This window comes from Micromonospora sp. RV43 (genome assembly GCF_001029515.1).
Classification (GTDB): domain Bacteria; phylum Actinomycetota; class Actinomycetes; order Mycobacteriales; family Micromonosporaceae; genus Micromonospora; species Micromonospora aurantiaca.
The window spans coordinates 1-23,443 of record NZ_LEKG01000118.1; the positions used below are offsets into that span (position 1 = coordinate 1).

General features: G+C 73.7%; 25 protein-coding genes. 13 read left to right on the forward strand and 12 right to left on the reverse strand.

What is annotated here, in order from left to right:
* Positions 1–29 precede the first annotated feature (29 nt).
* The 5 genes from ABD52_RS24925 to ABD52_RS24945 all read right to left on the reverse strand — a co-directional run bounded on the left by ABD52_RS24925 (position 30) and on the right by ABD52_RS24945 (position 4,840).
* On the reverse strand, positions 30–1,175 hold the full coding sequence (locus tag ABD52_RS24925) for a hypothetical protein (RefSeq protein WP_047893434.1): 1,146 nt from the start codon (positions 1,173–1,175) through the stop codon (positions 30–32).
* Between the two features lie 247 nt (positions 1,176–1,422).
* Positions 1,423–2,172: a ZIP family metal transporter gene (locus ABD52_RS24930; protein ID WP_047893435.1), complete on the reverse strand. Its 750-nt coding sequence runs from the start codon at positions 2,170–2,172 to the stop codon at positions 1,423–1,425.
* Positions 2,173–2,211: 39 nt separating this feature from the next.
* Positions 2,212–3,411, reverse strand: a complete 1,200-nt coding sequence (eis, locus tag ABD52_RS24935) for an enhanced intracellular survival protein Eis (protein ID WP_047893436.1) — start codon at positions 3,409–3,411, stop codon at positions 2,212–2,214.
* A 52-nt stretch (positions 3,412–3,463) separates the two neighbouring features.
* A complete protein-coding gene (locus ABD52_RS24940; protein WP_013283512.1) occupies positions 3,464–4,183 on the reverse strand; it encodes a PP2C family serine/threonine-protein phosphatase in 720 nt (239 codons plus the stop codon).
* Between the two features lie 93 nt (positions 4,184–4,276).
* Entirely contained in the window at positions 4,277–4,840 is a 564-nt protein-coding gene (locus ABD52_RS24945; RefSeq protein WP_013283513.1) for a helix-turn-helix domain-containing protein, read from the reverse strand.
* A 58-nt stretch (positions 4,841–4,898) separates the two neighbouring features.
* Here ABD52_RS24945 and ABD52_RS24950 point away from each other — a divergent pair, with 58 nt between their 5' ends.
* Positions 4,899–6,113, forward strand: a complete 1,215-nt coding sequence (locus tag ABD52_RS24950) for a benzoate/H(+) symporter BenE family transporter (RefSeq protein ID WP_047893437.1) — start codon at positions 4,899–4,901, stop codon at positions 6,111–6,113.
* Between the two features lie 66 nt (positions 6,114–6,179).
* Here the strand turns inward: ABD52_RS24950 and ABD52_RS24955 are convergent, their stop codons facing one another.
* The 5 genes from ABD52_RS24955 to ABD52_RS24975 form a co-directional block, all read right to left on the reverse strand.
* The gene (locus ABD52_RS24955) at positions 6,180–6,905 is read right to left on the reverse strand and encodes a DUF3800 domain-containing protein (RefSeq protein ID WP_030273506.1); all 726 of its coding nucleotides are present in this window, start codon (positions 6,903–6,905) and stop codon (positions 6,180–6,182) included.
* Positions 6,906–6,984: 79 nt separating this feature from the next.
* Positions 6,985–7,350 (reverse strand): hypothetical protein, encoded by a 366-nt coding sequence (locus ABD52_RS24960; RefSeq protein ID WP_013283516.1) that lies wholly within the window; start codon positions 7,348–7,350, stop codon positions 6,985–6,987.
* Positions 7,351–7,379: 29 nt separating this feature from the next.
* On the reverse strand, positions 7,380–7,628 hold the full coding sequence (locus tag ABD52_RS24965) for a hypothetical protein (RefSeq protein ID WP_013283517.1): 249 nt from the start codon (positions 7,626–7,628) through the stop codon (positions 7,380–7,382).
* Positions 7,629–7,705: 77 nt separating this feature from the next.
* Positions 7,706–8,176: a large conductance mechanosensitive channel protein MscL gene (gene mscL / locus ABD52_RS24970; RefSeq protein WP_047893438.1), complete on the reverse strand. Its 471-nt coding sequence runs from the start codon at positions 8,174–8,176 to the stop codon at positions 7,706–7,708.
* Positions 8,177–8,216: 40 nt separating this feature from the next.
* Positions 8,217–8,900, reverse strand: a complete 684-nt coding sequence (locus tag ABD52_RS24975) for a FadR/GntR family transcriptional regulator (protein ID WP_013473501.1) — start codon at positions 8,898–8,900, stop codon at positions 8,217–8,219.
* A gap of 49 nt (positions 8,901–8,949) precedes the next feature.
* Here ABD52_RS24975 and ABD52_RS24980 point away from each other — a divergent pair, with 49 nt between their 5' ends.
* Positions 8,950–10,218: an MFS transporter gene (locus tag ABD52_RS24980; RefSeq protein ID WP_013283520.1), complete on the forward strand. Its 1,269-nt coding sequence runs from the start codon at positions 8,950–8,952 to the stop codon at positions 10,216–10,218.
* A gap of 10 nt (positions 10,219–10,228) precedes the next feature.
* On the opposite strand, the gene ABD52_RS24985 is transcribed toward ABD52_RS24980, so the two are convergent.
* Positions 10,229–10,585: an STAS domain-containing protein gene (locus tag ABD52_RS24985; RefSeq protein WP_018789120.1), complete on the reverse strand. Its 357-nt coding sequence runs from the start codon at positions 10,583–10,585 to the stop codon at positions 10,229–10,231.
* A gap of 159 nt (positions 10,586–10,744) precedes the next feature.
* Here ABD52_RS24985 and ABD52_RS24990 point away from each other — a divergent pair, with 159 nt between their 5' ends.
* The 10 genes from ABD52_RS24990 to ABD52_RS25035 all read left to right on the forward strand — a co-directional run bounded on the left by ABD52_RS24990 (position 10,745) and on the right by ABD52_RS25035 (position 19,761).
* Positions 10,745–11,605: an STAS domain-containing protein gene (locus ABD52_RS24990; protein ID WP_047893439.1), complete on the forward strand. Its 861-nt coding sequence runs from the start codon at positions 10,745–10,747 to the stop codon at positions 11,603–11,605.
* Positions 11,605–12,015, forward strand: coding sequence for an STAS domain-containing protein (locus ABD52_RS24995; protein WP_013283523.1), 411 nt, complete (start codon positions 11,605–11,607; stop codon positions 12,013–12,015). Before ABD52_RS24990 ends, ABD52_RS24995 begins: the two co-directional genes overlap by 1 nt.
* Positions 12,012–12,431, forward strand: coding sequence for an ATP-binding protein (locus ABD52_RS25000; protein ID WP_013283524.1), 420 nt, complete (start codon positions 12,012–12,014; stop codon positions 12,429–12,431). Before ABD52_RS24995 ends, ABD52_RS25000 begins: the two co-directional genes overlap by 4 nt.
* Entirely contained in the window at positions 12,428–13,441 is a 1,014-nt protein-coding gene (locus ABD52_RS25005) for a SpoIIE family protein phosphatase (RefSeq protein WP_013283525.1), read from the forward strand. Before ABD52_RS25000 ends, ABD52_RS25005 begins: the two co-directional genes overlap by 4 nt.
* A complete protein-coding gene (locus tag ABD52_RS25010) occupies positions 13,438–14,784 on the forward strand; it encodes a sensor histidine kinase (protein WP_013283526.1) in 1,347 nt (448 codons plus the stop codon). The genes ABD52_RS25005 and ABD52_RS25010 overlap by 4 nt, the downstream gene beginning before the upstream one ends.
* A 2-nt stretch (positions 14,785–14,786) precedes the next feature.
* Entirely contained in the window at positions 14,787–16,325 is a 1,539-nt protein-coding gene (locus ABD52_RS25015; protein ID WP_013473506.1) for a SpoIIE family protein phosphatase, read from the forward strand.
* 54 nt (positions 16,326–16,379) lie between these two features.
* Positions 16,380–16,946 (forward strand): TIGR03086 family metal-binding protein, encoded by a 567-nt coding sequence (locus ABD52_RS25020; RefSeq protein ID WP_047893440.1) that lies wholly within the window; start codon positions 16,380–16,382, stop codon positions 16,944–16,946.
* Between the two features lie 72 nt (positions 16,947–17,018).
* Positions 17,019–17,555, forward strand: a complete 537-nt coding sequence (locus ABD52_RS25025) for a PadR family transcriptional regulator (protein WP_013283529.1) — start codon at positions 17,019–17,021, stop codon at positions 17,553–17,555.
* Positions 17,552–18,253, forward strand: a complete 702-nt coding sequence (locus tag ABD52_RS25030; RefSeq protein ID WP_013283530.1) for an ABC transporter ATP-binding protein — start codon at positions 17,552–17,554, stop codon at positions 18,251–18,253. Before ABD52_RS25025 ends, ABD52_RS25030 begins: the two co-directional genes overlap by 4 nt.
* Positions 18,250–19,761 (forward strand): FtsX-like permease family protein, encoded by a 1,512-nt coding sequence (locus ABD52_RS25035; protein ID WP_047893441.1) that lies wholly within the window; start codon positions 18,250–18,252, stop codon positions 19,759–19,761. The genes ABD52_RS25030 and ABD52_RS25035 overlap by 4 nt, the downstream gene beginning before the upstream one ends.
* A gap of 33 nt (positions 19,762–19,794) precedes the next feature.
* Here the strand turns inward: ABD52_RS25035 and ABD52_RS25040 are convergent, their stop codons facing one another.
* The gene (locus ABD52_RS25040; protein ID WP_047893442.1) at positions 19,795–21,888 is read right to left on the reverse strand and encodes a S9 family peptidase; all 2,094 of its coding nucleotides are present in this window, start codon (positions 21,886–21,888) and stop codon (positions 19,795–19,797) included.
* A 100-nt stretch (positions 21,889–21,988) separates the two neighbouring features.
* Between ABD52_RS25040 and ABD52_RS25045 the strand changes: the two genes are divergently transcribed.
* On the forward strand, positions 21,989–23,443 hold a 1,455-nt coding region (locus ABD52_RS25045), incomplete at its 3' end, for an FAD-binding oxidoreductase (protein WP_047893443.1).

The window sequence follows — 23,443 nt, forward strand, 5'->3', positions numbered from 1 at the left end:
GAGGGGTCGGGCAGGAGCGGGCGGGGCGGTCAGGAGATCTGGGCGCCTAGGAAGAAGATTCCGGGGTGGCCGTTCGTCTCGAAGCCTCGGCTGGGGTTGCGCCGCAGGGTGCTGCTGTCGATCTTCAGGGTGCCGGTGCGGTTGTTGCTGACGAAGAAGATCGCGCCGCCGCCCTCGTTCGCGCTGTTGTCCTCGATCACCGTGCCGGCGATCCGCACCGCGAACTCGTTGCCGTCGCAGTAGATCGCACCGCCGCTACCGCCACCCGGCGTGCCGCCCCGGGCCGGGTTCGCGCCCGTGCCGACCGCACGGTTGTCCCGGAAGACGCTGTTCAGCACCGTCCAGGAGACGCCGATGCTGCTCAGCGCCCCGCCGTTGGCGCACACCCCGCCGGTGAAGGTGCTGCTCACCACGTACACCGGTTTGTTCTCGAACTGGCTCAGCACCCGCAGCGCGGCGCCTCCGAGGTCCGGGCCGGTACGGTCGCAGCGGTTGCCGACGAACCGTGAGTTGATCACGGTGAACCGCCCGCCGCGCACGAAGATGGCGCCGCCTCCGCCGCCCTCGGTGCGATCGCCCGTGGCGTCGCCGTCGGCGAACGTCAGGTTCTGCACGGTGAGCCGGGGGTGGTCCTGGTTCTGGCAGTGCGAGGTGGTCCAGCCCTGCGCCTCGTCGCAGGTGTTCATGTAGAGGATCCTGCGCTTGCCGCCGCCGCTCAGCGTGACAGTGCCGCCGCCGTCCAGTACGACGCGCGGGCCGTGCGAGTTCACCACCTTCGCTGTGGCCTTCATGGTGATGGTCACCGGCGCGGGTCCGCAGTCGAACGTGATGACGCCACCGGCCGCGACGGCCTTCACCACCGCCTCCGAGGTGCAGCTCGCCGGGGTGCCGCTGCCGACGGTACGGGTCGGGCGCGAGGTGTCCACCGGACGCGCCTCGGCCGGTACGGCGGCCCGGCCGTTCGGGTTGCCGGCGCGGAACGTGACGGTGGCAGGGCTGGGGCTCGGCCGGGCGCTGCCGAGACCGACCCGCCCACTCGGGGAGGCCGACGGGGCGGCTGCCGGACCGGCCGACGAGCCGACGCCGGCGGCGGGCGCGACGGCCGGATCGTCGCCGCAGGCGGGCAGCGTTGCCGTCGTCAGGGCGAGGGCGAGCAGAGTGACAGCCGACTTCACGCGCACCGCCCGATGCTAGGAGGACCGGCCGCCCCGGCACGACTCCACAGCCGATCCTTAACCCGCCGCTAAGCCGCAGCCGCAGCCAGCGCCGGAGCCGCAGCCAGCGCCGGAGCCGCAGCCGGCACCGGAGCCGCAGCCAGCGCCGGGAGCCGCAGCCGGCACCGGGAGCCGCAGCCCAAGCCGCAGCCGCAGCCGGCACCTGAGCCGGCGACCGCGCGGCAGCAGGCAGCACCGAGCGGGACGGTCAGGCGTGCGAGAGTGCGAACGCGACCAGGAAACCGAGCACGGTGATCAGCCCGACCAGCAGGTGCGCGTCCGCGAACGCCTCCGGGACCATGGTGTCGGTGATCATCGCCAGGATCGCGCCTGCGGCGAGCGCGGTGATCGTCGCCAGCACCTCGGGGGGCGCGCCGCCGAGCAGCGTGTACCCGGCCAGCGCCGCCGCGCCGGAGATCAACGCGATGGCCGTCCACAGCCCGAACACGTAACGCCGGGTGCGTCCGGCCTGCCGCATGCCCGCCGCGCTGGACAGACCTTCCGGCACGTTGCTGAGGAACACCGCGATGACGGTGACCAGGCTGACCGGGCCGCCGGCCAGCAGGCTCGCGCCGATCACCACCGATTCGGGTACGCCGTCGAGCAGCGCGCCGACCGCGATGGCCGTACCCGAGCCGGGCTGTTCCCGCTCGGAGGGCTGCTCGTCGCCGGAGCGCTTGCGGTGCCGCGCGCCGTGCCGGGCCAGCAGCACGTTCGCCGCGGTGTACAGCAGTGCACCGGCCGCGGCGCCGATCGCCACCGGCAGCAGCCCGCCTTGCTCGTGCGCCTCGTCGATCAACTCGAACGAGACGGCGGACAGCAGCACGCCCGCCCCGAACGCCATCACCGAGGCGGTCACCCGGCGCGGTACGCGCGCGAAGAACCCGACGGCCGCCCCGATCAGCAGGGCCGACCCGGCGAGCAGGCCCCAGAATCCCGCTTCCAGCCACTCCGGCACGCGCTGGACCCTACCCCCGGGCGCGCGCCGTCAACCGGGTCAGAAGTCGGCGAACAGGTGCGGCAGTTCCCGGGGGAAGAGACGGCGCAGCTCACCGGCCGCGTCCACCGGCACCTCACCCAGCCCGCGTACGACCACCTCGGCCGGGTCGAGCACCCCGTACGCCAGGGCGGACAGCCCGGCGGCGGTGAGCCGCGCGGCCGGCACGCTGCCCTCGGCGGCGGTCTGCGCCGGCAGCACCGCCAGCTTGCCCGTGGTGCCGTCGAGCAGGTGGCGGCCGGCGAGCCACCGGTCGCCTACCACCTCGATCAGTACCCGGCCGACCCCGACCGGCTGCTCGGCGAGCGCGTCCAGGCTGAGCAGGCGGGCCATCGGCGCGGTCGGGTCGGGCCGGGCCACCCGCGCCTCCACCTGCACGTCGAGGTCGGTGAGCCACAGCTCAGGCAGTTCGTCGGGGGTCACCTGGACGCTGATCCGGGCCACCTGGTCGACGTGCCGGGCGAAGAACTGGAGCACCGACGCGCGGGCGTACGCGTCGTCGACCAGCAGGTCGTCGGCGAACAGCGTGCCGGCGTGGTCGTCGATGCGGTAGGTGACAGCGCCGACCGTCTCGCCGCCGCGCACCACGCTGACCAGCCAGCGGTCGTCCCGGTCGCGCAGCCCGACCGCCCGGAAGTCCGGGAAGACGGCGAAGCCGTGCCGCTCGCGCAGGCACCGCTCGGTGTACGCGCGCCACCGCGCATACCCCGCGCCGATCCGCTCCCACACCAGCTCGTCCGGCAGGTCGGCGCGCAGCAGCGGCGCCAGGTCCGCCGGGTTGAAGACCGCGGTACGCCGCCGGGGCAGCCCGATGTAGCCGAAGCGCTCGTAGAACGAGGCGCGGAACGGGTGCAGCGCGGTGAGCTGGTGGCCCTCGTCGCGCACGCCGTCGAGGAGCTGCTGCATGAGCGTGCGGACGTGCCCGCGCCGGCGGGCCAGCGGATGGGTGGCCACGCCCGCGACACCGGCCATCGGCAGCACCGCGCCGCGCAGGTTCTGCCGCATCGGTATCGCCGACACGGCCGCCGCGGTGACCCCGTCCTCCTCGGCCACCAGCGTCGTGTTCCCGGCGTTGTACGGCAGGTACGCGCGGAACTGGTCGGTCCGGGTGGCGCCCATCGGCGAGGCCTCGAACGCGTACGCCTGGAGCGGGAAGCTGGTGGTCAGTCGTTCATCGGCGGCCAGCCGGCGAATGTGCATCCGTTCATCCCAACCGCACCCGTCGTGGTCCGCAACCGGAAAGGGCGCCCGCTCACGCCTCGGTGACGTCCGAGATGACCACAGTCACGTTGTCCGGCGCGCCGGCCTGGTGGGCCAGTTTCACCAGTTGCTCGCCGCACTGCTGGCGGTCCCCGTAGGTGGCGAGTGCCGCCGCGATGGCGGCGTCCTCCACGTAGTCGGAGAGGCCGTCGCTGCACAGCAGCAGCCGGTCGCCGGGGAAGACGGTGAGCGCCCCGACGGCGGGCGGCGCGTCGGAGCCCTGCACCGCGCGGGTGACGAGCGAGCGCTGCGGGTGGTGCCGGGCCTGGTCGCGGGAGAGCGCGCCCTGGTCGACGAGCGCCTGGACGAACGTGTCGTCGCGGGTGAGCTGGGTCAGCTCGTGGTCGCGCAGCAGGTAGCAGCGGGAGTCGCCGACCTGGGCCAGGACCAGGGTGTCCCCGGCGAGCAGGGCGGCGGTGAGCGTCGTACCCATGCCGTCGCGGGCCGGGTCCACCGTGATGGCCGCGCGGATGCGCTGGTTCGCGGTGCTGACGACGGCGCGCAGCGCGTCGGCGGCCTCGTCGGCGCCGGTGGGCGGCGTCAGCTCGTCCAGGATCCGGATGACGATCTCGCTGGCCACCTCGCCGGCGGGGAGCCCGCCCATGCCGTCGGCCACCGCCACGAGGCGGTCACCGGCGAGGGCGGAGTCCTCGTTGTTGGTCCGGACGAGGCCGACGTCGTTGAGGATGGCCGAGCGGAGGATGAGCGTCATGACGACAAGCTTGCCAAGAAGAACGGGTCCGCGTCTGCACGCGCTGGCGGGTCTGCTGAAAGAAATGTCATCAGCTTGCATCCTGGGTATGCGTCAACTGTCCGGTGTGGACGGACGAGGATAGCGCAGCAGGAGGCTCGCATGAACCTCCTCCTCGCCCACCGCCGCGTAGGTGTGCGGCACGTCGGAGGTCCACCGCAGGTAGCCCCCGGGACCGGCGGTCAGCGGGGCGTCGGCCGGGCCGGCGCGGAGCACGCCGGAGAAGACCGTCACGTGTTCGGTCACGCCGCTGGAGTGGGCGGGGGAGAGCTGCGCCGGACCCGGGGTGACCCACATCCGGTACAGCTCGTAGGTCGCCTCCCGGTCGCTGAAGACCTCCAGCAGCGTGCCTCCCACCGCGGCCCCGCGCAGGGTCGGCGCCTGGTCGGGCGTGGCGAGCACGGCGGTCAGCGGTACGCCGAGCTGCGCGGTGATCGCGTACAGCGTCTCCAGCCGGGGGTTGCGCACGCCGTTCTCCAGGCCGGAGAGCGTGGCCTTGCCGACGCCCGCGAGGCGGGCCAGCTCGGACAGGGAGATGCCCCGCTCGGTGCGGAGCGAGCGGATGCGCCTGCCGACCTCCCGGGCGCCCCGGTCATCGGCTGGTGCGGCGGCTGTCATGGGGGCTATCGTGCTACACCGTGCCGTTCCGTAAACGGAACGGTCGGAGGAGGAGAGCATGGGCGGTCGGCTCCAGCCCGTCCTGGCCGGCGTGGTGACCGCTCTGGTCGGTTTCGCCAGTTCGTTCACGGTCGTCCTGGCCGGGCTGCGCGCGGTCGGCGCCGATCCGGACCAGGCCGCTTCCGGCCTGCTCGCGCTCTGCGTCGCCAGCGGCGCCTGCGCGGTCTGGCTCGGCCTGCGGCACCGGCTGCCGCTGTCGATCGCCTGGTCCACGCCGGGTGCGGCGCTGCTCGTGGCCACCGGACCGGTCGCCGGCGGCTGGCCCGCAGCGGTCGGCGCCTTCCTGCTCGCCGGGCTGCTGATCATCGCGGCCGGGCTGATCCCCGCGCTCGGCCGTGCGGTCGCCGCGATCCCCGTCCCGATCGCCTCCGCCATGCTCGCCGGGGTGCTGCTGCCGCTGTGTACGGCCCCGGTACGCGCCCTGGTCGAGGTGCCCCGGCTCGCCGGGCCGGTGGTGCTGGTCTGGCTGCTGCTGCACCGGTTCGCCCGCCGCTGGGCGGTACCGGGCGCGCTCGCCGTGGCGGTGATCGCGATCGCCCTGACCACCTCCGGGCCGGCCCGGCTGGACGTCGCACCGGTCGTCGCGTTCACCGCGCCGTCCTGGACGCTGCCCGCAGTCGTCGGGCTCGCGCTGCCGCTGTTCCTGGTCACCATGGCCGCCCAGAACGTGCCCGGAACCGCGGTGCTCGCCGGGTACGGCTACCGGGCCCCGCTGGGCTCGGCGTTGCGGGTGACCGGGCTCGCCACCGCCCTCGGCGCCCCGGCGGGCGGCCACGCGGTGAACCTGGCCGCGATCACCGCCGCCCTGGCCGCCGGCCCGGACGCCCACCCGGACCCGGAGCGGCGCTGGATCGCCTCGGTCACCGCCGGGATCGGCCTGGCCCTGCTGGGCCTGGGCGCCGGCGTGGCCACCGCCCTGGTGCTGCTCTCCCCGCCGGTGCTGGTCGAGGCCGTCGCCGGGCTCGCCCTGCTCGGCGCGCTCGCCGGGGCCGTCACGGCGGCGGTCGCCCAGCCGGACGCGCGGGAGGCAGCAGTGGTGACGTTCGTGGTCACCGCCTCCGGGGTGAGCCTGCTCGGGGTGGGTGGCGCGTTCTGGGGACTGGTCGCGGGCTGGCTGATGCTGCTGCTGTTCCGCCGCCGGGCGGTCGCATCCCCGCCGGTCGAGCCGCCCCGGACCGAATCCGCCCCGTCGCTTTCCGGCCGGACCGGGTGACGAACTGTTAACCTGGAGTGCGCAGGAGGCCCGTCAGGGTTCCCGCAACCGCCTTAGGGCCCGCTTTCAGGCGGGCCCTTCGTGCGTCGGCCGCCCGGTCGGATGCCAGCACCACGAGTGGTACCGGCGCGGCTCGACCCAGGACCACAGCCGCGTGTTCGTCGTCGCCTCCCGAGGATCCGCGCCCGCCCCGCTCGCCATCCTGCGGAACAGGAAGGTGACCAGGTCGACGGCCTGCACCAGCCGGGAGGCGTGCGACGGGGCGAAGTGCAGGGTGTCCACGATCCGGCTGAGCCGCCGGGAACGGTAGCCCCCGGTTCCGTCGACCCGGTAACGGGTCAGGTCCGAGCGGTGGCTTGCGGGGTTGTCGACCTCGTCCGCGATCACCAGGGCCAGTTCGTCCCGCATCGCCGCGTATCCGTCCACCCGTTCCAGAAGGTGTGACAGCACCACCTCGTGAGCGGGGCGGGTGAGCCCGTAGCGCCGGGTGAGGCCGTGCCGGTCGACGCCGCGCAGGATGACTGTGACGTCGTACGTGCCGATCGCCTTGAGCGCCGCGTTGTAGACGGCGATCCGGGCGCGTGGCGGCACCCTCGCCCAGGCCGTCCGCCCCTGGAACAGGTCGTACCCGTGGAGTTCGGCGGCTCGGTCGATGCCGTACGCCTTGGCCGCGTCCGTCATCACCTCGTCGAGTGCGGTGCTGAGCGGGATGGCCACGGCCTCCGGGACCAGAAGTGCGCCGATCCAGTACCAGCGATCGGTGTACGACTCGTCCACATAGGTCAGGAGCACCCGACGAGCGTAGGCCGCTTTCCGGGCGTGGCCGCCTCGACGCGCAGGGCCGTCGAATCGGCGCATTCGACCCCGGGTGTCACTCCTCGGCGGGCAGCTCCGCGGCCGGGACGGTGAGGCGTACCGCGCCGTCGCCCACCGCGGCGATCCGGTCGGCCAGCACGTAGACCGCGCCGGTGCGGACCAGCTCGGTGGAGACCTTGAGGTAGCCGTCGCGGAGCAGCCGGGCGGCCAGGTCGGCCGGTACGTCCGGCTCCTCGGCCGCCGCCGACTCGATCAGTTCGTCCAGACTGCTGCCCGGGTCGACCGGGGCGGGCGCCTGCACGGTCACCGCGGCCGGGTCGCCGCGCTGCACGAGATCGACTGTGCCCACCTCGACGCCTGCGGAGTCGACCACCCGCATGCCGGTGGTGACCCGGGAGACGGTGTCCTGCTGCTGGCTCATGCAGAAGCGGTTCCCGGGGCGCGCGGGAGCTAAACGGAGGGGGCCCAGCCGCCCGGCGGGCGGGGGGACAGCTCGCGCCAGGTGTCGGTGCCGTCCAGCAGCGCCCGGATCGTCTCCTCGGCCTCCTCGACGCTGGCGTGCTCGTAGAAGCGGGAGATCCCCTCGGCACCGCCGGCCCGCTGCTCGACGTGCCAGCGATCGCCGTCCACCCGGAGGAAGACGTCACGCCGGGCGAGGCGTCCCCATTTCCCGTTCCACCAGTGCCTACGCTGCTCCATGCCCGGACTCTATCGAACATGTGTTCGATACACGTCGGCCCCCGCGAGATCGTCGCGGGGGCCGATCGGCTATGGCGTCAGCGCGGCGCGGGCGGCTCCTGCCGGCGGCCGAGCACGTCGTCCAGGGCGCTGCGCTGGCCGGGCGTGCCGTGGTTGCCGGCGAGCAGCGCGTCCCGGATCTCGGTGAGCAGCTTGACCTCCTCGCTGGGGGCCGAGGGCGGCGGCTCCTCGCCGCGCTTGCGCCGCTCGGCGAGCTTGTTCATCGGGTAGATGACCAGGAAGTACAGCGCGAGTGCGGTCAGGAGGAAGGTGATCAGTGCGTTGATGAAACTGATCCAGTCGAACTCGATGTTGCGGACCGTCCAGGGAGTCCCTTCCAGGCCCTTGTCGCTGCCGGTGATCAGCACCGTGACCAGCGCGATCAGCGGTTTGAGGAACGAATTGGTGAGCTGGGTAACCACGCCGGTGAACGCGGCGCCGATGACGACACCGACCGCCAGGTCGACGACGTTGCCGCGCATGATGAAGTCTTTGAAGCCCTTGAGCATCCGTACTCCCGTGCCCTGATGAGTCTGCGTCGGGGACAACCTATGCCCCGGCGGGCCCTTCGAGAAAAGCACCGGCCTCGATCGCCGCCCGCTGCGGGTCGCCGGCCCGGATCGCCTCGACCAGCCGGCTGTGGTCCACGTACCGCTCCGGAGTGAGCGCCTCACCCATCGCCTGGGCCACCGTGCTGCGCAGCGCGGCGCCGACCGAGGCGTACAGCTCGGCGAGCATGGCGTTGTGCGCGGCCGCCACCACGACCGTGTGCAGCGCGGCGTCCGCCTCCACGAACTCGTCCACCCGGCCGCCGCGCCACGCGGCCTCGCGGGCCGCGAGCGCGCCGTCGAGCGCCGCCAGGTCCTCGGGGGTACGCCTCAGCGCAGCGAGCCGGGCGGCCTCCACCTCGAACGCGCGCCGGACCTCGATCACCTCGGTCATCCGGTCGTCGGTGAGCCGGCGGGCCACCACCGGCGCCAGCTCGTCGGTCGACACCACGTAGGTGCCGGAGCCCTGCCGGCACTCCAGCACCCCGGCGTGCACGAGCGCGCGGACCGCCTCGCGGACCGTGTTCCGCCCCACGCCGAGCGCGGCGACCAGTTGCGGCTCGGTGGGGATGCGCCCGCCCACCGCCCACTCGCCGCCGAGGATCCGCTCCCGGAGCTGCTCGATCGTCTGCCGGACCCGGTGACCGCGCGGAGGCACGGCGACGGAATCCACGGCGGGTGTCACCGGTTACACCTCGTGCCGAAATTCATCCCATGATTGTAGGTTCGAGGTCATGACTCCGCCACCTGCGCCCGCCGCGACAGTGCCCGCCCCCGGCGTCACACCCGCGGCGGGCCCCGCCCCGGCGGCCGGCCCGGTCCGGGGCGGTCTGCTCGTGCTCGCCGGGATGCTGCTCGTCGCGCTGAACCTGCGGGCCGCGGTGACCAGCCTCGGCGCCCTGCTCGACGAGATCCGGGTCGGTCTGGGGCTCTCCGGCGCGATGGCCGGCCTGGTCACCACGCTGCCCACCATCGCGTTCGCCGGACTCGGCGCGCTCACCCCGTGGCTGGTCCGCCGCTGGGCCGCGCCCCGGGTGCTGGTGGTGGCCATGGTGGCGCTCACCGTCGGGCAGGTGCTGCGCGCGGTCACCGGCTCGGCGGCGGTCTTCGTGCTCACCAGCGCGCTCGCGCTGGCCGGCATCGCGGTGGCGAACATCCTGCTGCCGATGCTCGTCAAGCAGCACTTCCCGCACCGCACCGGACTGGTCACCGGGGCGTACACGATGGCCCTGACTGTGGGCACGACGGTGGCCGCCGCCTCCGCCGTGCCGGTCGCGCACGCGTTCGGCTCCTGGCGGGCCGGACTCGGCATCTGGGCCGGGCTGGCCGCGCTGGCCGTACTCCCGTGGGTGCCGCTGGCGCTGCGCGCCCGCGCCGCGCGACGGGCCGCGCCCCCGGCGGTGGCGGTCGCCGCCCCGGCCCGCGTGCAGCCGGGGCGGACCCGGCTCGGCTGGGCCATGGCGGTCTACTTCGGGGCGCAGTCGCTCAGCGGGTACGCGATCATGGGCTGGCTGGCCCAGCTCTTCCGGGACGCCGGATACCGGCCGGAGACGGCCGGGCTGCTGCTCGCCGGGGTGACCGCGCTGGGCGTGCCGGTGGCGCTGATGATGCCGGCGCTCGCCGGACGGCTGGCCACGCTCCGCCCGCTGGTGCTGTCGCTGACCGTGTTCTCCGCCGCCGCGTACGCCGGTCTGGCGCTCGCCCCGCACGGCCTGGCGCCGCTGTGGGTGCTGCTGCTGGCGCTCGGCCAGGGCGCGTTCCCGCTCATCCTGACCACGATCGGGCTGCGCGCCCGGACCGCCGAGGGCACCGTGGCGCTGTCCGCGTTCGCGCAGAGCACCGGGTACGTGATCGCGGCGCTCGGGCCGCTGCTGGTGGGCATCCTCTACGAGGCGACAGGCGGCTGGACCGCCCCGATCGGCTTCCTGCTGGTGGCGCTGGCCGTGCAGACGGCGGCGGGCATGGTGATCGCCCGTCCCCGCTACATCGAGGACGAGCGCTGAGCGGGATCGGTCAGGAGGAGGCCGGGGTGGGATCGCCCGCGACGGCCTGCTCGACCGTCGGGTACGTGTGCAGCACCTCGACCAGGCCGCTGACCTCGAGGATGCGCAGCACGCCGCGCTGCGGGGCGGCCAGCCGGACCACGCCGCCCGCCTCGTCGCAGTTGTTCTTCGCCCGGACGAACACCGACAGGCCGGTGGAGTCGCAGAACGACACCTCGGCCAGGTCGAAGACGAGGCGGCTGCGCCCCTTGTCCAGCAGATCCGTGATCTGGTCCTGGAGCTGCGGTGCCGTGGCCATGTCGAGCTCGCCCGCGACCGACACGACGACCACGTCGCCGCGCTGTTCCGTGTGCACCGTCAAGGACATTCGTCGACCTCCTGTGTTCGGGGGAAACGGTATCCCACGATGGGCGCGCCGCGCAGAACGGGAGCGGTCACGGGTGCGGTCGATCATTCTTTGCTCCGTGACAAGTAGCGCCCCGGCCTCCGGTGATAGAGTCCGCCCGTCCAAATCAGGGAGGTCACCATGGCGTTGAGCGCCGAACAGGGTGGTCGGCTCGCCCACCTGCTCAGTCAGCACGCGGACCGGTTGACCAACCGCTGGACGGAGATCGTCGGCAGTTCGCTGCGCGGCCGCCTGAGCCGGGCCGAGCTGGCTCGCCAGGTGCAGGAGTTGCAGCGCGCGCTGATCGACGCCGGCCGGCAGGGCGTCTCCGACCTGGCCGACGAGCACGGCGGTGAGCTGCGGGCGGTGCTGTCCGAGCTGTCCACCAACCGGGCCCGCCAGGGATTCTCCGCCACCGAGACAGCGATCAGCGTGTTCGCGTGCAAGGACGCCCTGCTGGAGCTGATGGAGGATGAGAAGGGCGACGAGACCCTGCGCGACTTCGTCGCCTTCTCCGCGCTCGTCGACCAGATGGGCCTGTTCACGTTCGAGACGTTCGTCCGGGCCCGCGAGAGCCTGATCGCCGACCAGGCGGAGCAGCTGCTGGAGCTGTCCACCCCGGTGGTGAAGCTCTGGGAGGGCGTGGTCGCCGTCCCGCTGGTCGGGACGCTGGACTCGGCCCGCGCCCAGGTGGTGATGGAGCGGCTGCTGCAGACGCTCGTCGACACCGGCTCGCCGTACGCGATCATCGACATCACCGGCGTGCCGGCGGTGGACACGCAGGTCGCGCAGCACATCCTCAAGACCGTGGTGGCCGCCCGGCTGATGGGCGCCGACTGCATCATCTCCGGCATCCGCCCGCAGATCGCCCAGACGATCGTGGCCCTCGGTATCGAGTTCGGTGACATCGCCACCAAGGCGAGCCTCGCCGACGCGCTGCGCCACGTGCTGCGCCTGACCGGGGTCGAGACCACCGCTCGCCGCCCGCGCCGGGAGTCCTGATGGAACGGGTGCCGATCCTCAAGATCGGCGACATCCTGCTGGTCTCCATCCAGGTCGACATGTCCGACCAGACGGCGGTCCAGTTGCAGGAGGACCTGGCCGAGCGGATCGTCGCCACCGGCTGCCACGGCGTGATCATCGACATCACGGCGCTGGACATCGTCGACTCCTTCGTCGGCCGGATGCTGTCCACCATCGCGTCCATCTCGAAAGTGCTGGACGCCGAGACGGTGGTGGTCGGCATGCGCCCGGCCGTCGCCATCACGCTCGTCGAACTGGGGCTGTCGCTCAACGGCATCCGTACCGCGCTGAACGTCGAGCGCGGCATGGAGCTGATCGCGGCCAGCCGCGCCGACGAGTGGGACGAGGCGGCCGACGACGAGGACACCGAGACGACGGCGACGGCATGACCACGGGCGTCGACCTGGGTGTGCCGGCGACCCAGGCGATCCGCAGCGACGAGGACGTGGTGCGGGTCCGGCAGTTGGCGCGTACCACAGCCGTCGCGGTCCGCCTCTCCCTGGTGGACCAGACGAAGCTCGTCACCGCCGCCAGCGAGCTGGCCCGCAACACGCTGATCTACGGTGGCGGGGGCAGCGCCGAGGTGAGCACCGTGTCCGACGGCCGCCGGCGCGGCGTGCGGATCGTCTTCGCCGACGAGGGCCCGGGCATCCCCGACCTCGACCTGGCGCTCACCGACGGCTACACCACCGGCGGCGGGCTGGGCCTGGGACTGAGCGGCGCCCGCCGGCTCGTCGACGACTTCGACATCCGGACGGCTGTCGGCGAGGGGACGCGGATCACCGTCACCAAGTGGTCGCGATGATCGCCGACGTGGTGCCCGACCACGGCATCTGGTTCCGGGTCGACACCGGCGCGACCGCCGGCAGCGTACGCCGGGCGGCCGAGCGTCTCGGCCGGCAGCTCGAACTGAGCGCGGCGCGCGTCGCGGACCTGGCCATCGTCACCGCCGAGATCACCAGCAACCTGGTCAAGCACGCCCGCGAGGGCACGCTCCTGATGCGTCCGGCGCGCCGGGGCGGGCGGGCCGGTGTGGAGCTGGTCGCGATCGACTCCGGCCCCGGCATGGCCGACCTCACGCTCTCCTCCGCCGACGGCCACTCCACCGCCGGCACGCTCGGCATCGGGCTCGGCGCGATCACCCGGCAGTCGAGCCGGTTCGACGGCTACTCGTCGCCGGGGCGGGGCACGGTCCTGGTCGTCCAGGTCTGGGACGCCGCACCGCCGGAGCCGGACTGGGCGGGCGGGCTGGCCCGGCCGATCACCGGCGAGCAGACGAGCGGCGACGGGTACGCGGTGCGTCAGGTCGGCGGCCGGCGGCAGGTGCTGGTCTCCGACGGGCTGGGCCACGGGCCGCTCGCCGCCGCCGCCACAGGTGCCGCCGTGTCCGCGTTCCGTTCGGCGCCGGACGGGCCGCCGGACGTCGTGGTGCGGCACCTGCACGCCGCCATCTCGCACACCCGGGGCGCCGCGCTCGCGGTGGCCGAACCGGATCCGGCCGCCGGAGTGCTCCGCTACGCCGGGCTGGGCAACATCGCCGCGATGATCGTCGCGCCGGGCGAGCGGCGGCGCGGGCTGGTCTCGCTGCCGGGCATCGCCGGGCACCAGCGTCCGGCGATCCGCGGGTACGACTACCCCTTCTCGCGCGACGCCACCCTGGTCATGCACAGTGACGGAGTGGTGGACCGCTGGGATCTGGACGACTATCCCGGGCTCGCCGGCCGCAACCCGCTGCTGGCCGCCGCGACCCTGCTGCGCGACGCCGGTGTCCGCCGTGACGACGCCTGCGTCCTGGTGGCCCGGGGGGCGGCATGACCGAGCCCCTCCTGCACCTCGCGCTCCGGGTGGAGCAGGACATCTTCCTGGTCCGGCAGCGTGGCCGGGAGGTGGCCGCGGCGGTCGGGCTGGAACATCAGGACCAGGTACGGATCGCCACCGCGCTCAGCGAGGTGGCCCGGGAACTGTTGCACGGGGCCGACGGCGCGGACGTGACGTTCGCCCTCGACCGGGACGCGGTCGGCCGCCGGGTCCTCCAGGTGGACCTGTCGCCGCTGCGTCCGCTCCCCGGTGGACGGTACGAGCCGCAGTCCGGCGCCGTCGCGCGTCTGGTGGACACGTTGCGGGTGGTGGCCGTCGAGGGCGATACCGTCGTGAGGATGTCCCGACGAGTGCCCGACCACGCCGAGGAGCTGACGGCCGAGCGCGCCGCCGAGCTCCGCGCCGAGCTGGCCGAGCGCGCGCCGGGTTCCGCGCTGGACGAGTTGGCCGCCCAGAACGCGCAGCTCATCGCCGCCCTCGACGAGGTACGCAGCCAGCGCGACGAGCTGGCGGTGCTGAACTCCGAACTCCAGGAGACCAACCACGGAGTGATGGCGCTCTACAACCAGCTCACCGAGGAGCTGGAGGAGACCAACCGCGGTGTGGTGGCGCTCTACGCCGAACTGGACGAGAAGTCCGCCCAGCTGCGGGCCGCGAGCGAGTCGAAGAGCCGGTTCCTGGCGAACGTCAGCCACGAGCTGCGCGCCCCGGTCACCGCGATCATCGGCCTGGCCCGGCTGCTCGCCGACTCCGCCTCCGACCCGCTCACCGGCGAGCAGGCCCGTCAGGTGGGGCTGATCCGCTCCTCGGCGGGCGACCTGCTGGGGCTGGTCAACGAGCTGCTCGACCTGGCCAAGGCGGAGTCGGGCCGGATCGAGCCGGACTGGTCCGACGTCGATCTGCGCGCCGTGTTCGGGCAGTTGCGCGGCACGCTGCGGGCGCTCGCCGCGCGCCCCGAGGTGGAGCTGGTGGTCGAGGAACCGCCGGCCCCGGCCACTGTGCGCTCGGACGAGGTGCTGCTCGCCCAGGTGCTGCGCAACCTGCTGCACAACGGACTGAAGTTCACCGAACGCGGCGAGGTACGCCTGCGCGCCGAGCGCCGCGGCGGCCAGTGGACGCTGTCGGTCACCGACACCGGCGTGGGCATCCCGCCGGAGCTGCACGAACGGGTCTTCGAGGAGTTCTACCAGGTGCCCGGCACGACCCGGGTCGGTGGCACCGGGCTCGGCCTGCCGTACGCGCGCCGGCTGATCACGCTGCTCGGCGGGACGCTGGAGCTGACCAGCGAACCCGGCCGGGGCAGCACGTTCACAGTGGTCCTCCCCGCGGGCGGAGCGTGACGGTGGACGGCGGGCCGGTGACCGTGCTTGTGGTCGACGACAGCGGCCCCAAGCGATACCTGCTGGTCAACTGGCTGACCCGGGCCGGCTTCGTCACCGTCGAGGCCGAGAACGGCACGGCGGCGCTGGAGCGGGTGGACCGGGAACACATCGACCTCGTGGTGCTCGACGTCCGTCTGCCGGACATGAGCGGCTTCGAGGTGTGCGAGCGGATCAAGGAGGCGCACCCGTCGATCCCGGTCATCCACGTCTCCGCGCACGCGGTCGACGTGGTCGACCGGGCGCAGGGTCTCACCCGGGGCGCGGACGCCTACCTGGCCGAGCCGATCGAGCCGGAGGAACTGGTCGCCACCGCCCACGCGGTGCTGCGCTACTACCAGGCCCGGCGGCGGGCCGAGCAGCTCGCCGAACGGCTCGCCGCGCTCGCCGACGCCACTGTGGAGATGCACGCGACGCCGAACTTCGTCCGGCTGCTGGAGGCCGCCGCGAGCGGCGCGGCGCGGATCTTCAATGCCCCGGCGGCGGTGGTCGCCGAGACGTTCGACGGGGACTGCCTGGCGGGCGTGGCGGCCGACCCGCACACACCGGCCACCATCGTGCCGTGGGTGGTGGACGACACCGGAGTGCCGATCGGCACCCGGGTACGCGTCGACGAGCCGGCCAACTGGGCGCTGGCCGGCTGGCCGGACGGCGACACCGTGACCGTCGCCGCCTCCCGGCTGCGCGAGGACCGGGCCCCGCTCTACGTGGTGGTGCCGACCGCCACCCAGACCGTACGCACGCCGGTGCTGGTGCAGCTCGCCCAGGCGGTCGCCTCGGCGGTCGAGGCGCAGCGGTCCTTCGACGAGGAGCACCGGATCGCTGTGACGTTGCAGCGCAGCCTGCTGCCGCAGCGGCTGCCCGACGTCGTCGGCCTGGACCTGGCCGTCCGGTACGAGCCGGCGAGCGCGCAGACCGAGGTGGGCGGCGACTTCTACGAGCTGGTGATGCTCGACGGCCACCTGCTGGTGGCGATCGGTGACGTGGCCGGGCACTCGCTGCACGCCGCCACGGTGATGGCCGAGCTGCGGCACGCGGTACGGGCGTACGCGGTCGAGGGGCACCAGCCGGGCGTGATCCTGGACCGGGTCAACGAGCTGATGCGCAACCTGCTGCCGACCGAGCTGGCCACCATCTGCGTGCTGCTGCTCCACCCGCCGACCGGGCTGGTCCGGCTGGCCAGCGCCGGGCACCTGCCGGCGTTGCTCAGCCGGGACGGGAGGGTCGAGTTCGTGACGCAGTCCGCGCCCCTGCTCGGCGTACGCGCGCCGCGCCCGCCGGACCTGGAGTTCGTGCTGCCCGCCGGGGCCACGCTCGTGCTCTACACCGACGGGCTGATCGAACGGCGGGACGCCACGATCGACGACGGCATGGCGGCGCTCGGCGTGGCCGCCACCCGGGTGGACGACGACCTGGACGATTTCTGCCGGCGGCTGCTCGTCGAGCTGGCGCCGCCGGAGATCCACGACGATGTCGCTGTGGTAGCGGTCCGTCGCCGCTGATCCCCTGGTCCTGAGAAGTGGGGCCGATCGACGCCGTCCTCATACGCTGGCCCGATGAATACCAAGACCAGTGAACTGCTCGCCGTCGCGGCGCCGGGTACGGCCGCTGTGGTGCGCGGCATCTCCGACGACCAGCTCGTCCTGCCCACCCCCTGCCCGGACTACACAGTGCGCGACCTGCTGGGCCACCTGTTCGACGTGGTGGTCAACTTCCAGGCGCTGGCCCGCCGGGAGGAGGTCGACTGGTCCGGCAAGACCGACCACCTGACCGACGGCTGGCGGGACCGGTTCGCGACCGAGGCGGCCCGGCTGACCGAGGCGTGGTCCGACCCGGCCACACAGGAGGGGGTCTCCCCCGGCATGGGACTGCCGCAGGAGACGGTCGGCATGATGGCCCTGATCGACCTCACCGTCCACGGATGGGACCTGGCGCGGGCCACCGGCCAGGAGCTGACCGTGGACCCGGCAGTGGTGGCCGCGGGACACGAGTTCATGGACCGGATGGGCGACACGGGGCAGAAGATGGGCGCGTTCGGCCCGCCGGTGCCCACCGGCGCGGCACCGGACAGCATGGACGCGCTGCTCGGCCGGGCCGGGCGCGACCCGGCCTGGACCCGCTGAACCGAACGGCCCGCGTGGTGCGCCGCGCGGGCCGTTCTTGACACCACTATTCGCTCAGCGAATAGTAGGGCCGTGTCCACGTCGCACGTCCTGCTCGGGCTGCTCGCCGCCGGCCCGCGCCACGGCTACGAGCTGAAGCGCGCGCACGACGAGCGGCTGCCCCGCGCCCGGCCGCTCGCCTTCGGGCAGGTCTACGCGACACTGGCCCGCCTGTGCCGCGACGGCCTCGTGGCCACGGCCGGGCAGACCCGGGAGGGCGGACCGGACCGCACCTCGTACGCGCTCACCGAGGACGGGCGGGCGGCGCTGGACCACTGGCTCGGCACCGTCGAGCCGCCGATGCCGTACGTGGCCAGCACGCTCTTCGCCAAGGTGGTGGTCGCGCTCCTGGTGGCCGACGTCGACCAGGCCCGCGTCTACCTGATCGCGCAGCGGCAGGCGCACACGCAACGCCTGCGCGAACTGACCGCGCTGAAGACGGCCCCCGGCGCCCGCCTCGACGAGGTGGTCGCCGCCGACTTCGCCATCGCCCACCTCGACGCCGATCTCCGGTGGCTGCACACCACCCTCGACCGGGTCGCCGACTGGCACCGGGAGGTGCGCACGTGACGTTCCTGCAAGCGCGCGGAGTGGTCCGCGCCTACGGTCACAACCCCGCGCTGCGCGGTGTGACGCTCGACGTGGCCGAAGGCGAGATCGTCGCGGTCACCGGCCCGAGCGGCTGCGGCAAGTCCACGCTGCTGCACTGTCTCGCCGGCATCCTGCGCCCCGACGCCGGTCAGGTCACCTGGCGCGGAGAACGGATCGACACGTGGTCGGAGGCGGCCCGCTCGCGGCTGCGCCGTACCGAATTCGGGGTGCTGTTCCAGTTCGGTCAGCTCGTCGCCGAGCTGACCGCCGCGGAGAACGTCGCGCTCCCGCTGTTGCTCGCCGGCACGGGGCGGCGAGCGGCGCGGACGGCGGCGCTCTCCTGGCTGGACCGGCTCGGCGTGGCCGACGTCGCCGACGCCCGGCCCGGTGAGATGTCCGGCGGGCAGCAGCAACGCTGCGCGCTGTCCCGGGCGCTCGTCACCGAACCACGGGTGATCTTCGCCGACGAGCCGACCGGCGCGCTCGACACGCTGGCCGGCGAGCAGGTGCTCACCCAACTGGTCCGGCTGGCCCGCGAGCAGCGCACCACAGTCGTGCTGGTGACGCACGAGCCGCGCATCGCCGCGTACGCGGACCGGGAGGTCAGCCTGCGCGACGGCATGGTCGACCACACCGGGCTCGGGCTCGACCCGGCGCTGCCGGGCGGGTCGCGGTGAGGCCGGGGACGCTGCTGCGTCTCGTGCTGGCGGGCACCCGCACCGACATCGCACGGGTGGTGCTCACGGCGGTGAGCGCCGCGCTCGCGACGCTGGCCGGGCTGGCCGCGCTGACCGTGCTGTCGGTGGTGAAGCCGTCCGGCGACGAAGGGCTCAACTCCGACCAGTACACCAACGCCCTGCTGCGGGAACCCGGTCTGCGCCCCGGCGTGGCGTTCGCGTTGCTGCTGCTCTGCGTACCGGTCCTGGGGCTGGCCGGGCAGTGCGCCCGCCTCGGCGCGCCGGGCCGGGACCGGCGGCTGGCCGCGTTCCGGCTGGCCGGTGCCACCCCTGGGCAGGTCACCCGGGTCGCGGTCGCCGAGACCGGCGTGGCGAGCCTGCTCGGCACCCTCGTCGGCCTGGCCGTCTTCCTGGCCGGGCGCCGGCTGCTGCACCGGCCCGACGCGGACGGGCGGCTGCCGCTGCCCACCGACGTGCACCCGGCCCCGGTGGCGGTGGCAGCCGTCGTGCTCGGCCTGCCGCTGGCCGCCGCGCTGGTGAGCGCGTTGCTGCTGCGGCGGGTCGCCACCACCCCGTTCGGCGTCGTGCGCCGGGTCCGCACCCGGGCGCCCTGGCCGTGGCCGGGCGTGCTCATCCTCGCCGCGCTGGCGATGTTCGCCGCGATCCGCCCGCTCCTGCTCTGGTACGAACGGCGTGGCGCCGTGGCCCCCGACTGGCCGGTGCCGACATTGCTCGTCGTCGGCGGGCTGACCGCGATGATCGGCGTGGTGTCGGGCACCGGCTGGATCTCGTACCGGACCGGCCGGCTGCTGCACCGGCACGGACGCGGCCCGGCCGCCCTGCTCGCCGCCCGCCGGCTGGCTGCCGACCCGTGGGCGGGCAGCCGCACCTTCGCCGCGTTGCTGGCCGCGCTGATCTTCGGCGCCGGTGCCGCAGGGCTGCGTGCCGACTTCCAGGCCGAGGCCGAGGTGACCCGCCGCACCGGCTCCGGATTGGCCGACCCGGGCTTCTACCTCGGCGCGATGGACCTGGCCGACCTCGCGGTCCTGGTGGCGATGGCGATCGCCGGCGGTGGGCTGCTCGTGGCGGTGGTCGAGGGGATCACCAGCCGGCGACGGGCGTACGCGGCGCAGGTGGCGACCGGCGTGCCACGGGCCACCATCGGCCGGTCGCTGCTCTGGGCCGCGCTCGCCCCCGCCGTACCCGCGATCGGGCTCGCGTTGACGGTCGGCTACCTGCTGGTCCGGGGCGTCATGCCGGCACCGAGCAACGGCGGCTTCACGCGGACGATCTGCGACGCCGGCTCGGAACTGTGCGGCGATCCGGCCACCGCGGCGCGGTACACCCGAACCGAATGGGTGCCGAAGACGACAGTTCCGCCGGACGTACCGTGGGATCAGCTGGCCTGGCTCGCGGCGGGCGGGCTGGCGGCGGTGCTGTGCACGGTCGTAGCCGGCCTGCTGTTCCTGCGCACCGCGACGTCGGTGGAGGAACTGCGCGCGGGCTGAGCGGTCAGCGGCCGAGCAGGCCTTCCTTACACCTCAGGCGCGGCCGACGCGGTCGAGGATCCAGGCGTTGACGAACGCCTCCTCGCGCCAGGAGTCGTACCGGCCGCTCGGGCCACCGTGGCCCGCGCCCATCTCGGTCTTGAGCAGGTAGTCGCCGGCCGGCGCGAGCGACCGCAGCCGGGCGATCCACTTGGCCGGCTCGTGGTAGAGCACGCGCGTGTCGTTGAGGCTGGTCACCGCCAGGATGGCCGGGTATTCGACGGTGGCCACGTTCTCGTACGGCGTGTACGACTTCATGTACGCGTAGACCTCGGGGTCGTCGAGCGGGTTGCCCCACTCCTCCCACTCGGTGACAGTCAACGGCAGCGACGGGTCGAGGATCGAGGTGAGCGCGTCCACGAACGGCACCTGCGCGACGATGCCGGTGAACGCGTCCGGGGCGAGGTTCGCCACCGCGCCCATCAGCAGGCCGCCGGCCGAGGCGCCCCGGGCGACCAGCCGGTCGCTCGCCGTCCAGCCCGCCTTCACCAGGTGCCGGGCGCAGGCCACGAAGTCGGTGAACGTGTTCTTCTTGGCCAGCAGCTTGCCCTCGTCGTACCAGCGCCGGCCCAGCTCACCGCCGCCCCGGATGTGCGCCACCGCGAAGATCACGCCGCGGTCGAGCAGGCTCAGCCGGGCGATCGAGAACCACGGGTCCATGCTCGCCTCGTACGACCCGTAGCCGTAGATGACGGCGGGCGCCGAGCCGTCGCGCGGGGTGTCGCGGCGGCAGACGAGCGAGATCGGTACGCGGGTGCCGTCGTCGGCGAGCGCCCAGTCCCGGTGCTGCTCGTAGTCGGCCGGGTCGTACGCCCGCCCGTCCGGCCCGGGGCGGACCGGCTTCTGCCGGCGCAGCGTCAGCTCCCGGGTGACCAGGTCGTAGTCGTAGACCGAGTCGGGGGTGACGAGCGAGGTGTAGCGCAGCCGCACCTCGCTCGTGCGGTACTCGGGGTTGGCGTCCAGCCCGACGCTGTAGATCGGCTCGGGGAAGTCGATGTCCCAGCTGTCGTCGGTGCCCACCGGCAGCACCCGCAGGCCGGTCAGGCCGTTGGTGCGCAGCGACACCACGAGGTGGTTCTCGAACGCGTCGACCGCCTCCAGCCGGGTGCCAGGGGTGTGCGGGATCAGCGGCTCCCACTCGCCCGGCGAGTCCGCCGAGGTGTACGCCAGCGCGAAGTCCTCCGCGCCGTCGTTGTGCAGGATCAGGAAGCGGTGGCCGTGGTGCTCCACCGCGTACTCGATGCCCTGACGCCGCGGGGCCACGACGGCGGGCTCGCCGGTCGGGTTGGACGCCGGGATCACCCACACCTCGCTGGTGATCTTGCTGTGGATGTCGATGACCACGAAACGCTCGGAGCGGGTCAGCTCGACGCCGACCCAGAACCGCTCGTCGTCCTCCTGGTAGACCACCACGTCCTCGGTGGACGCCGTGCCGACGGTGTGCCGCCAGACCCGGTTCGGCCGCCACGCCTCGTCCACAGTCACGTAGAACAGCGTGGACGCGTCGCTGGACCAGGCCGTGCCGTAGAACGTGTCCGGTACCTCGTCCGGCAGCGACTCGCCGGTGGTCAGATCCTTGATCCGCAGCGTGAAGCGCTCGTCGCCGGAGAAGTCGGTGGAGTAGGCCAGCCAGCGCCCGTCCGGGCTGACGTCGAACGCGCCGAGCGAGAAGAAGTCGTGCCCCTCGGCGAGCTGGTTGCCGTCGAGCAGCACCTCCTCGCCGTCGAGCGGGGCGCCGTCCGCGCTGACCGGAGGCGCCGTCTCGCCCGGCAGGACCGCGCGCCGGCAGTGCACGCCGTACTGCTGGCCCTCCACCGTGCGGGTGTAGTACCAGTAGCCGTCCTTGCGGGTCGGCACCGACAGGTCCGTCTCCTGGGTGCGCCGGCGCGTCTCCTCGAACAGCTCCGCGCGCAGGCCGGCCAGGTGGGCGGTGCGCGCCTCGGTGTACGCGTTCTCGGCGTCCAGATACGCGATCGTGTCCGGGTCGTCCTTGGCGGCGAGCCAGGCGTACTCGTCGAGGACTGTGTCACCGTGATGGACGCGCTCGGTCGGGACGCGCTTGGCGACGGGCGGTGGGGTTTCGGTCACGGCGCCACGTTACCGGTCGGCGGGCCGCCGCCGGGCTCGCCCGCCGCCCGAACCCCGCGACTCGCCGCCAGGTCTTTCGAACATGTGTACGATAACCGCCATGGCGGATGCGGCACGTTCCACCGACCGACTCGAAGCCCTCGACATCACCCGGAAGCTGGCCGCGATCTGCGGCACCCCGTTCGCCCGCTTCGCCGGCCCGGCCGACGAGGTGGCCGGCCGTACCGCCCGATGGGTGGCCGTGCCGGGTGGCCCGCACGCCGCGGCGGAGGTGTTGCGGCTGGCCGCGGCGCACGACCTGACAGTGGTGCCCCGCGGCGCCGGCACGAAGATCGACTGGGGTGCCGCGCCGGCGCAGGTGGACATCATGCTCGACACCGGCCGCCTCGCCGGGGTCTGGCACGAGCCGCGCGACGCGGCGGTGGCCGAGATCGGCGCCGGTACGCCGCTGCGCGCCGTCCAGGCCACGCTCGCGCGCACCAACCGGCGGCTGCCTGTCGACGCGCCCTCGCCGGGCGCGACGCTCGGCGGGGTGCTCGCCGCCGACGAGTCCGGTCCGCTGCGCCACCGGCACGGCAGCCCGTGCGCCCAGCTCGTCGGGGTGCGCTACCTCGACGCCGACGGTGAGCTGGTGAGCGTCGGCGAGTCCGGCACGGAGGCGCTCGGCCGGGCCACCCCTGGCAGCGGCGGTGGCCGGGCGAGTGGACGCGGTCCGGCGGGCGGTGCCGGCGGCGATCCGGGTCGCGGCGGCGGGGACGCGATACTCGGTCGCGGCGACCTACCCGGGCTGGACGTGGCCCGGCTGCTCTGCGGCTCGCAGGGCGGGCTCGGCGTGCTGGTCTCGGCCACCATGCGGGTGCACGCCATCCCGGCCGGCCGGCTCTGGGTGTCCCGCCCGGTGTGGACGCCACTGGAGGTGCACGACCTGGTCCGGGCCGTCCTGGCCGCGGGCGTCGATCCGGCCGCCGTCGAACTGGACCTGCCGGTGCCGGTGCCGCTGCCCCGGCGCCGCATTCCGCCGACGCACCCGTCGGTGATCAATCGCCCCGACCATCCCGCCGTGACCGGACGACCCGCTGCGGGCAGCCTCGTGGTGCTGCTGGAGGGCGGCCCGGCCGACGTGACCGAGCGGGCCGAGCGGCTCACCGCCGTCCTCGGCGCCGAGGCGATCGTCAGCCACCACGCACCGGAATGGTGGGGGCGTTACCCGTTCGCGCCCGGCGACACGGCGCTGCGCATCGAGGTGCCCATCAACGACCTGCACGCGGCCGTCTACGCGTTGCGCGACGCGACCGGCGGCCCGGTGCCGGTACGCGGCTCGGCCGGCTCGGGCACCGTCCACGCCGCCCTGTCCGGCGCGCTGCCGCCCGAGCGGGTCGCCTCGATCCTCACCGCGGTCCGCAGCGTGCTGATCGCCCGGCGGGGCCGGTGCGTGGTGGTGGCCGCGCCCGCGGCGGTACGCCGTGCCGTGGACCTCTGGGGCGAGCTGCCCACGTTGCCGCGCCTGCGCAGCGCCAAGGCCCACCTGGATCCGCACCACCGCCTGGCCCCCGGC

Excerpts from the sequence above, each read along its gene's own strand:
- ABD52_RS25020 (WP_047893440.1), top strand. The coding sequence starts at position 16,380 with ATGAATACCAAGACCAGTGAACTGCTCGCCGTCGCGGCGCCGGGTACG.
- mscL (WP_047893438.1), bottom strand. The coding sequence starts at position 8,176 with ATGCTCAAGGGCTTCAAAGACTTCATCATGCGCGGCAACGTCGTCGAC.
- ABD52_RS24940 (WP_013283512.1), bottom strand. The coding sequence starts at position 4,183 with ATGACGCTCATCCTCCGCTCGGCCATCCTCAACGACGTCGGCCTCGTC.
- ABD52_RS25005 (WP_013283525.1), top strand. The coding sequence starts at position 12,428 with ATGATCGCCGACGTGGTGCCCGACCACGGCATCTGGTTCCGGGTCGAC.
- ABD52_RS25000 (WP_013283524.1), top strand. The coding sequence starts at position 12,012 with ATGACCACGGGCGTCGACCTGGGTGTGCCGGCGACCCAGGCGATCCGC.
- ABD52_RS24985 (WP_018789120.1), bottom strand. The coding sequence starts at position 10,585 with ATGTCCTTGACGGTGCACACGGAACAGCGCGGCGACGTGGTCGTCGTG.
- ABD52_RS24965 (WP_013283517.1), bottom strand. The coding sequence starts at position 7,628 with ATGGAGCAGCGTAGGCACTGGTGGAACGGGAAATGGGGACGCCTCGCC.
- ABD52_RS24980 (WP_013283520.1), top strand. The coding sequence starts at position 8,950 with ATGACTCCGCCACCTGCGCCCGCCGCGACAGTGCCCGCCCCCGGCGTC.
- ABD52_RS24950 (WP_047893437.1), top strand. The coding sequence starts at position 4,899 with ATGGGCGGTCGGCTCCAGCCCGTCCTGGCCGGCGTGGTGACCGCTCTG.
- eis (WP_047893436.1), bottom strand. The coding sequence starts at position 3,411 with ATGCACATTCGCCGGCTGGCCGCCGATGAACGACTGACCACCAGCTTC.
- ABD52_RS25010 (WP_013283526.1), top strand. The coding sequence starts at position 13,438 with ATGACCGAGCCCCTCCTGCACCTCGCGCTCCGGGTGGAGCAGGACATC.
- ABD52_RS24995 (WP_013283523.1), top strand. The coding sequence starts at position 11,605 with ATGGAACGGGTGCCGATCCTCAAGATCGGCGACATCCTGCTGGTCTCC.
- ABD52_RS24960 (WP_013283516.1), bottom strand. The coding sequence starts at position 7,350 with ATGAGCCAGCAGCAGGACACCGTCTCCCGGGTCACCACCGGCATGCGG.
- ABD52_RS24990 (WP_047893439.1), top strand. The coding sequence starts at position 10,745 with ATGGCGTTGAGCGCCGAACAGGGTGGTCGGCTCGCCCACCTGCTCAGT.
- ABD52_RS24945 (WP_013283513.1), bottom strand. The coding sequence starts at position 4,840 with ATGACAGCCGCCGCACCAGCCGATGACCGGGGCGCCCGGGAGGTCGGC.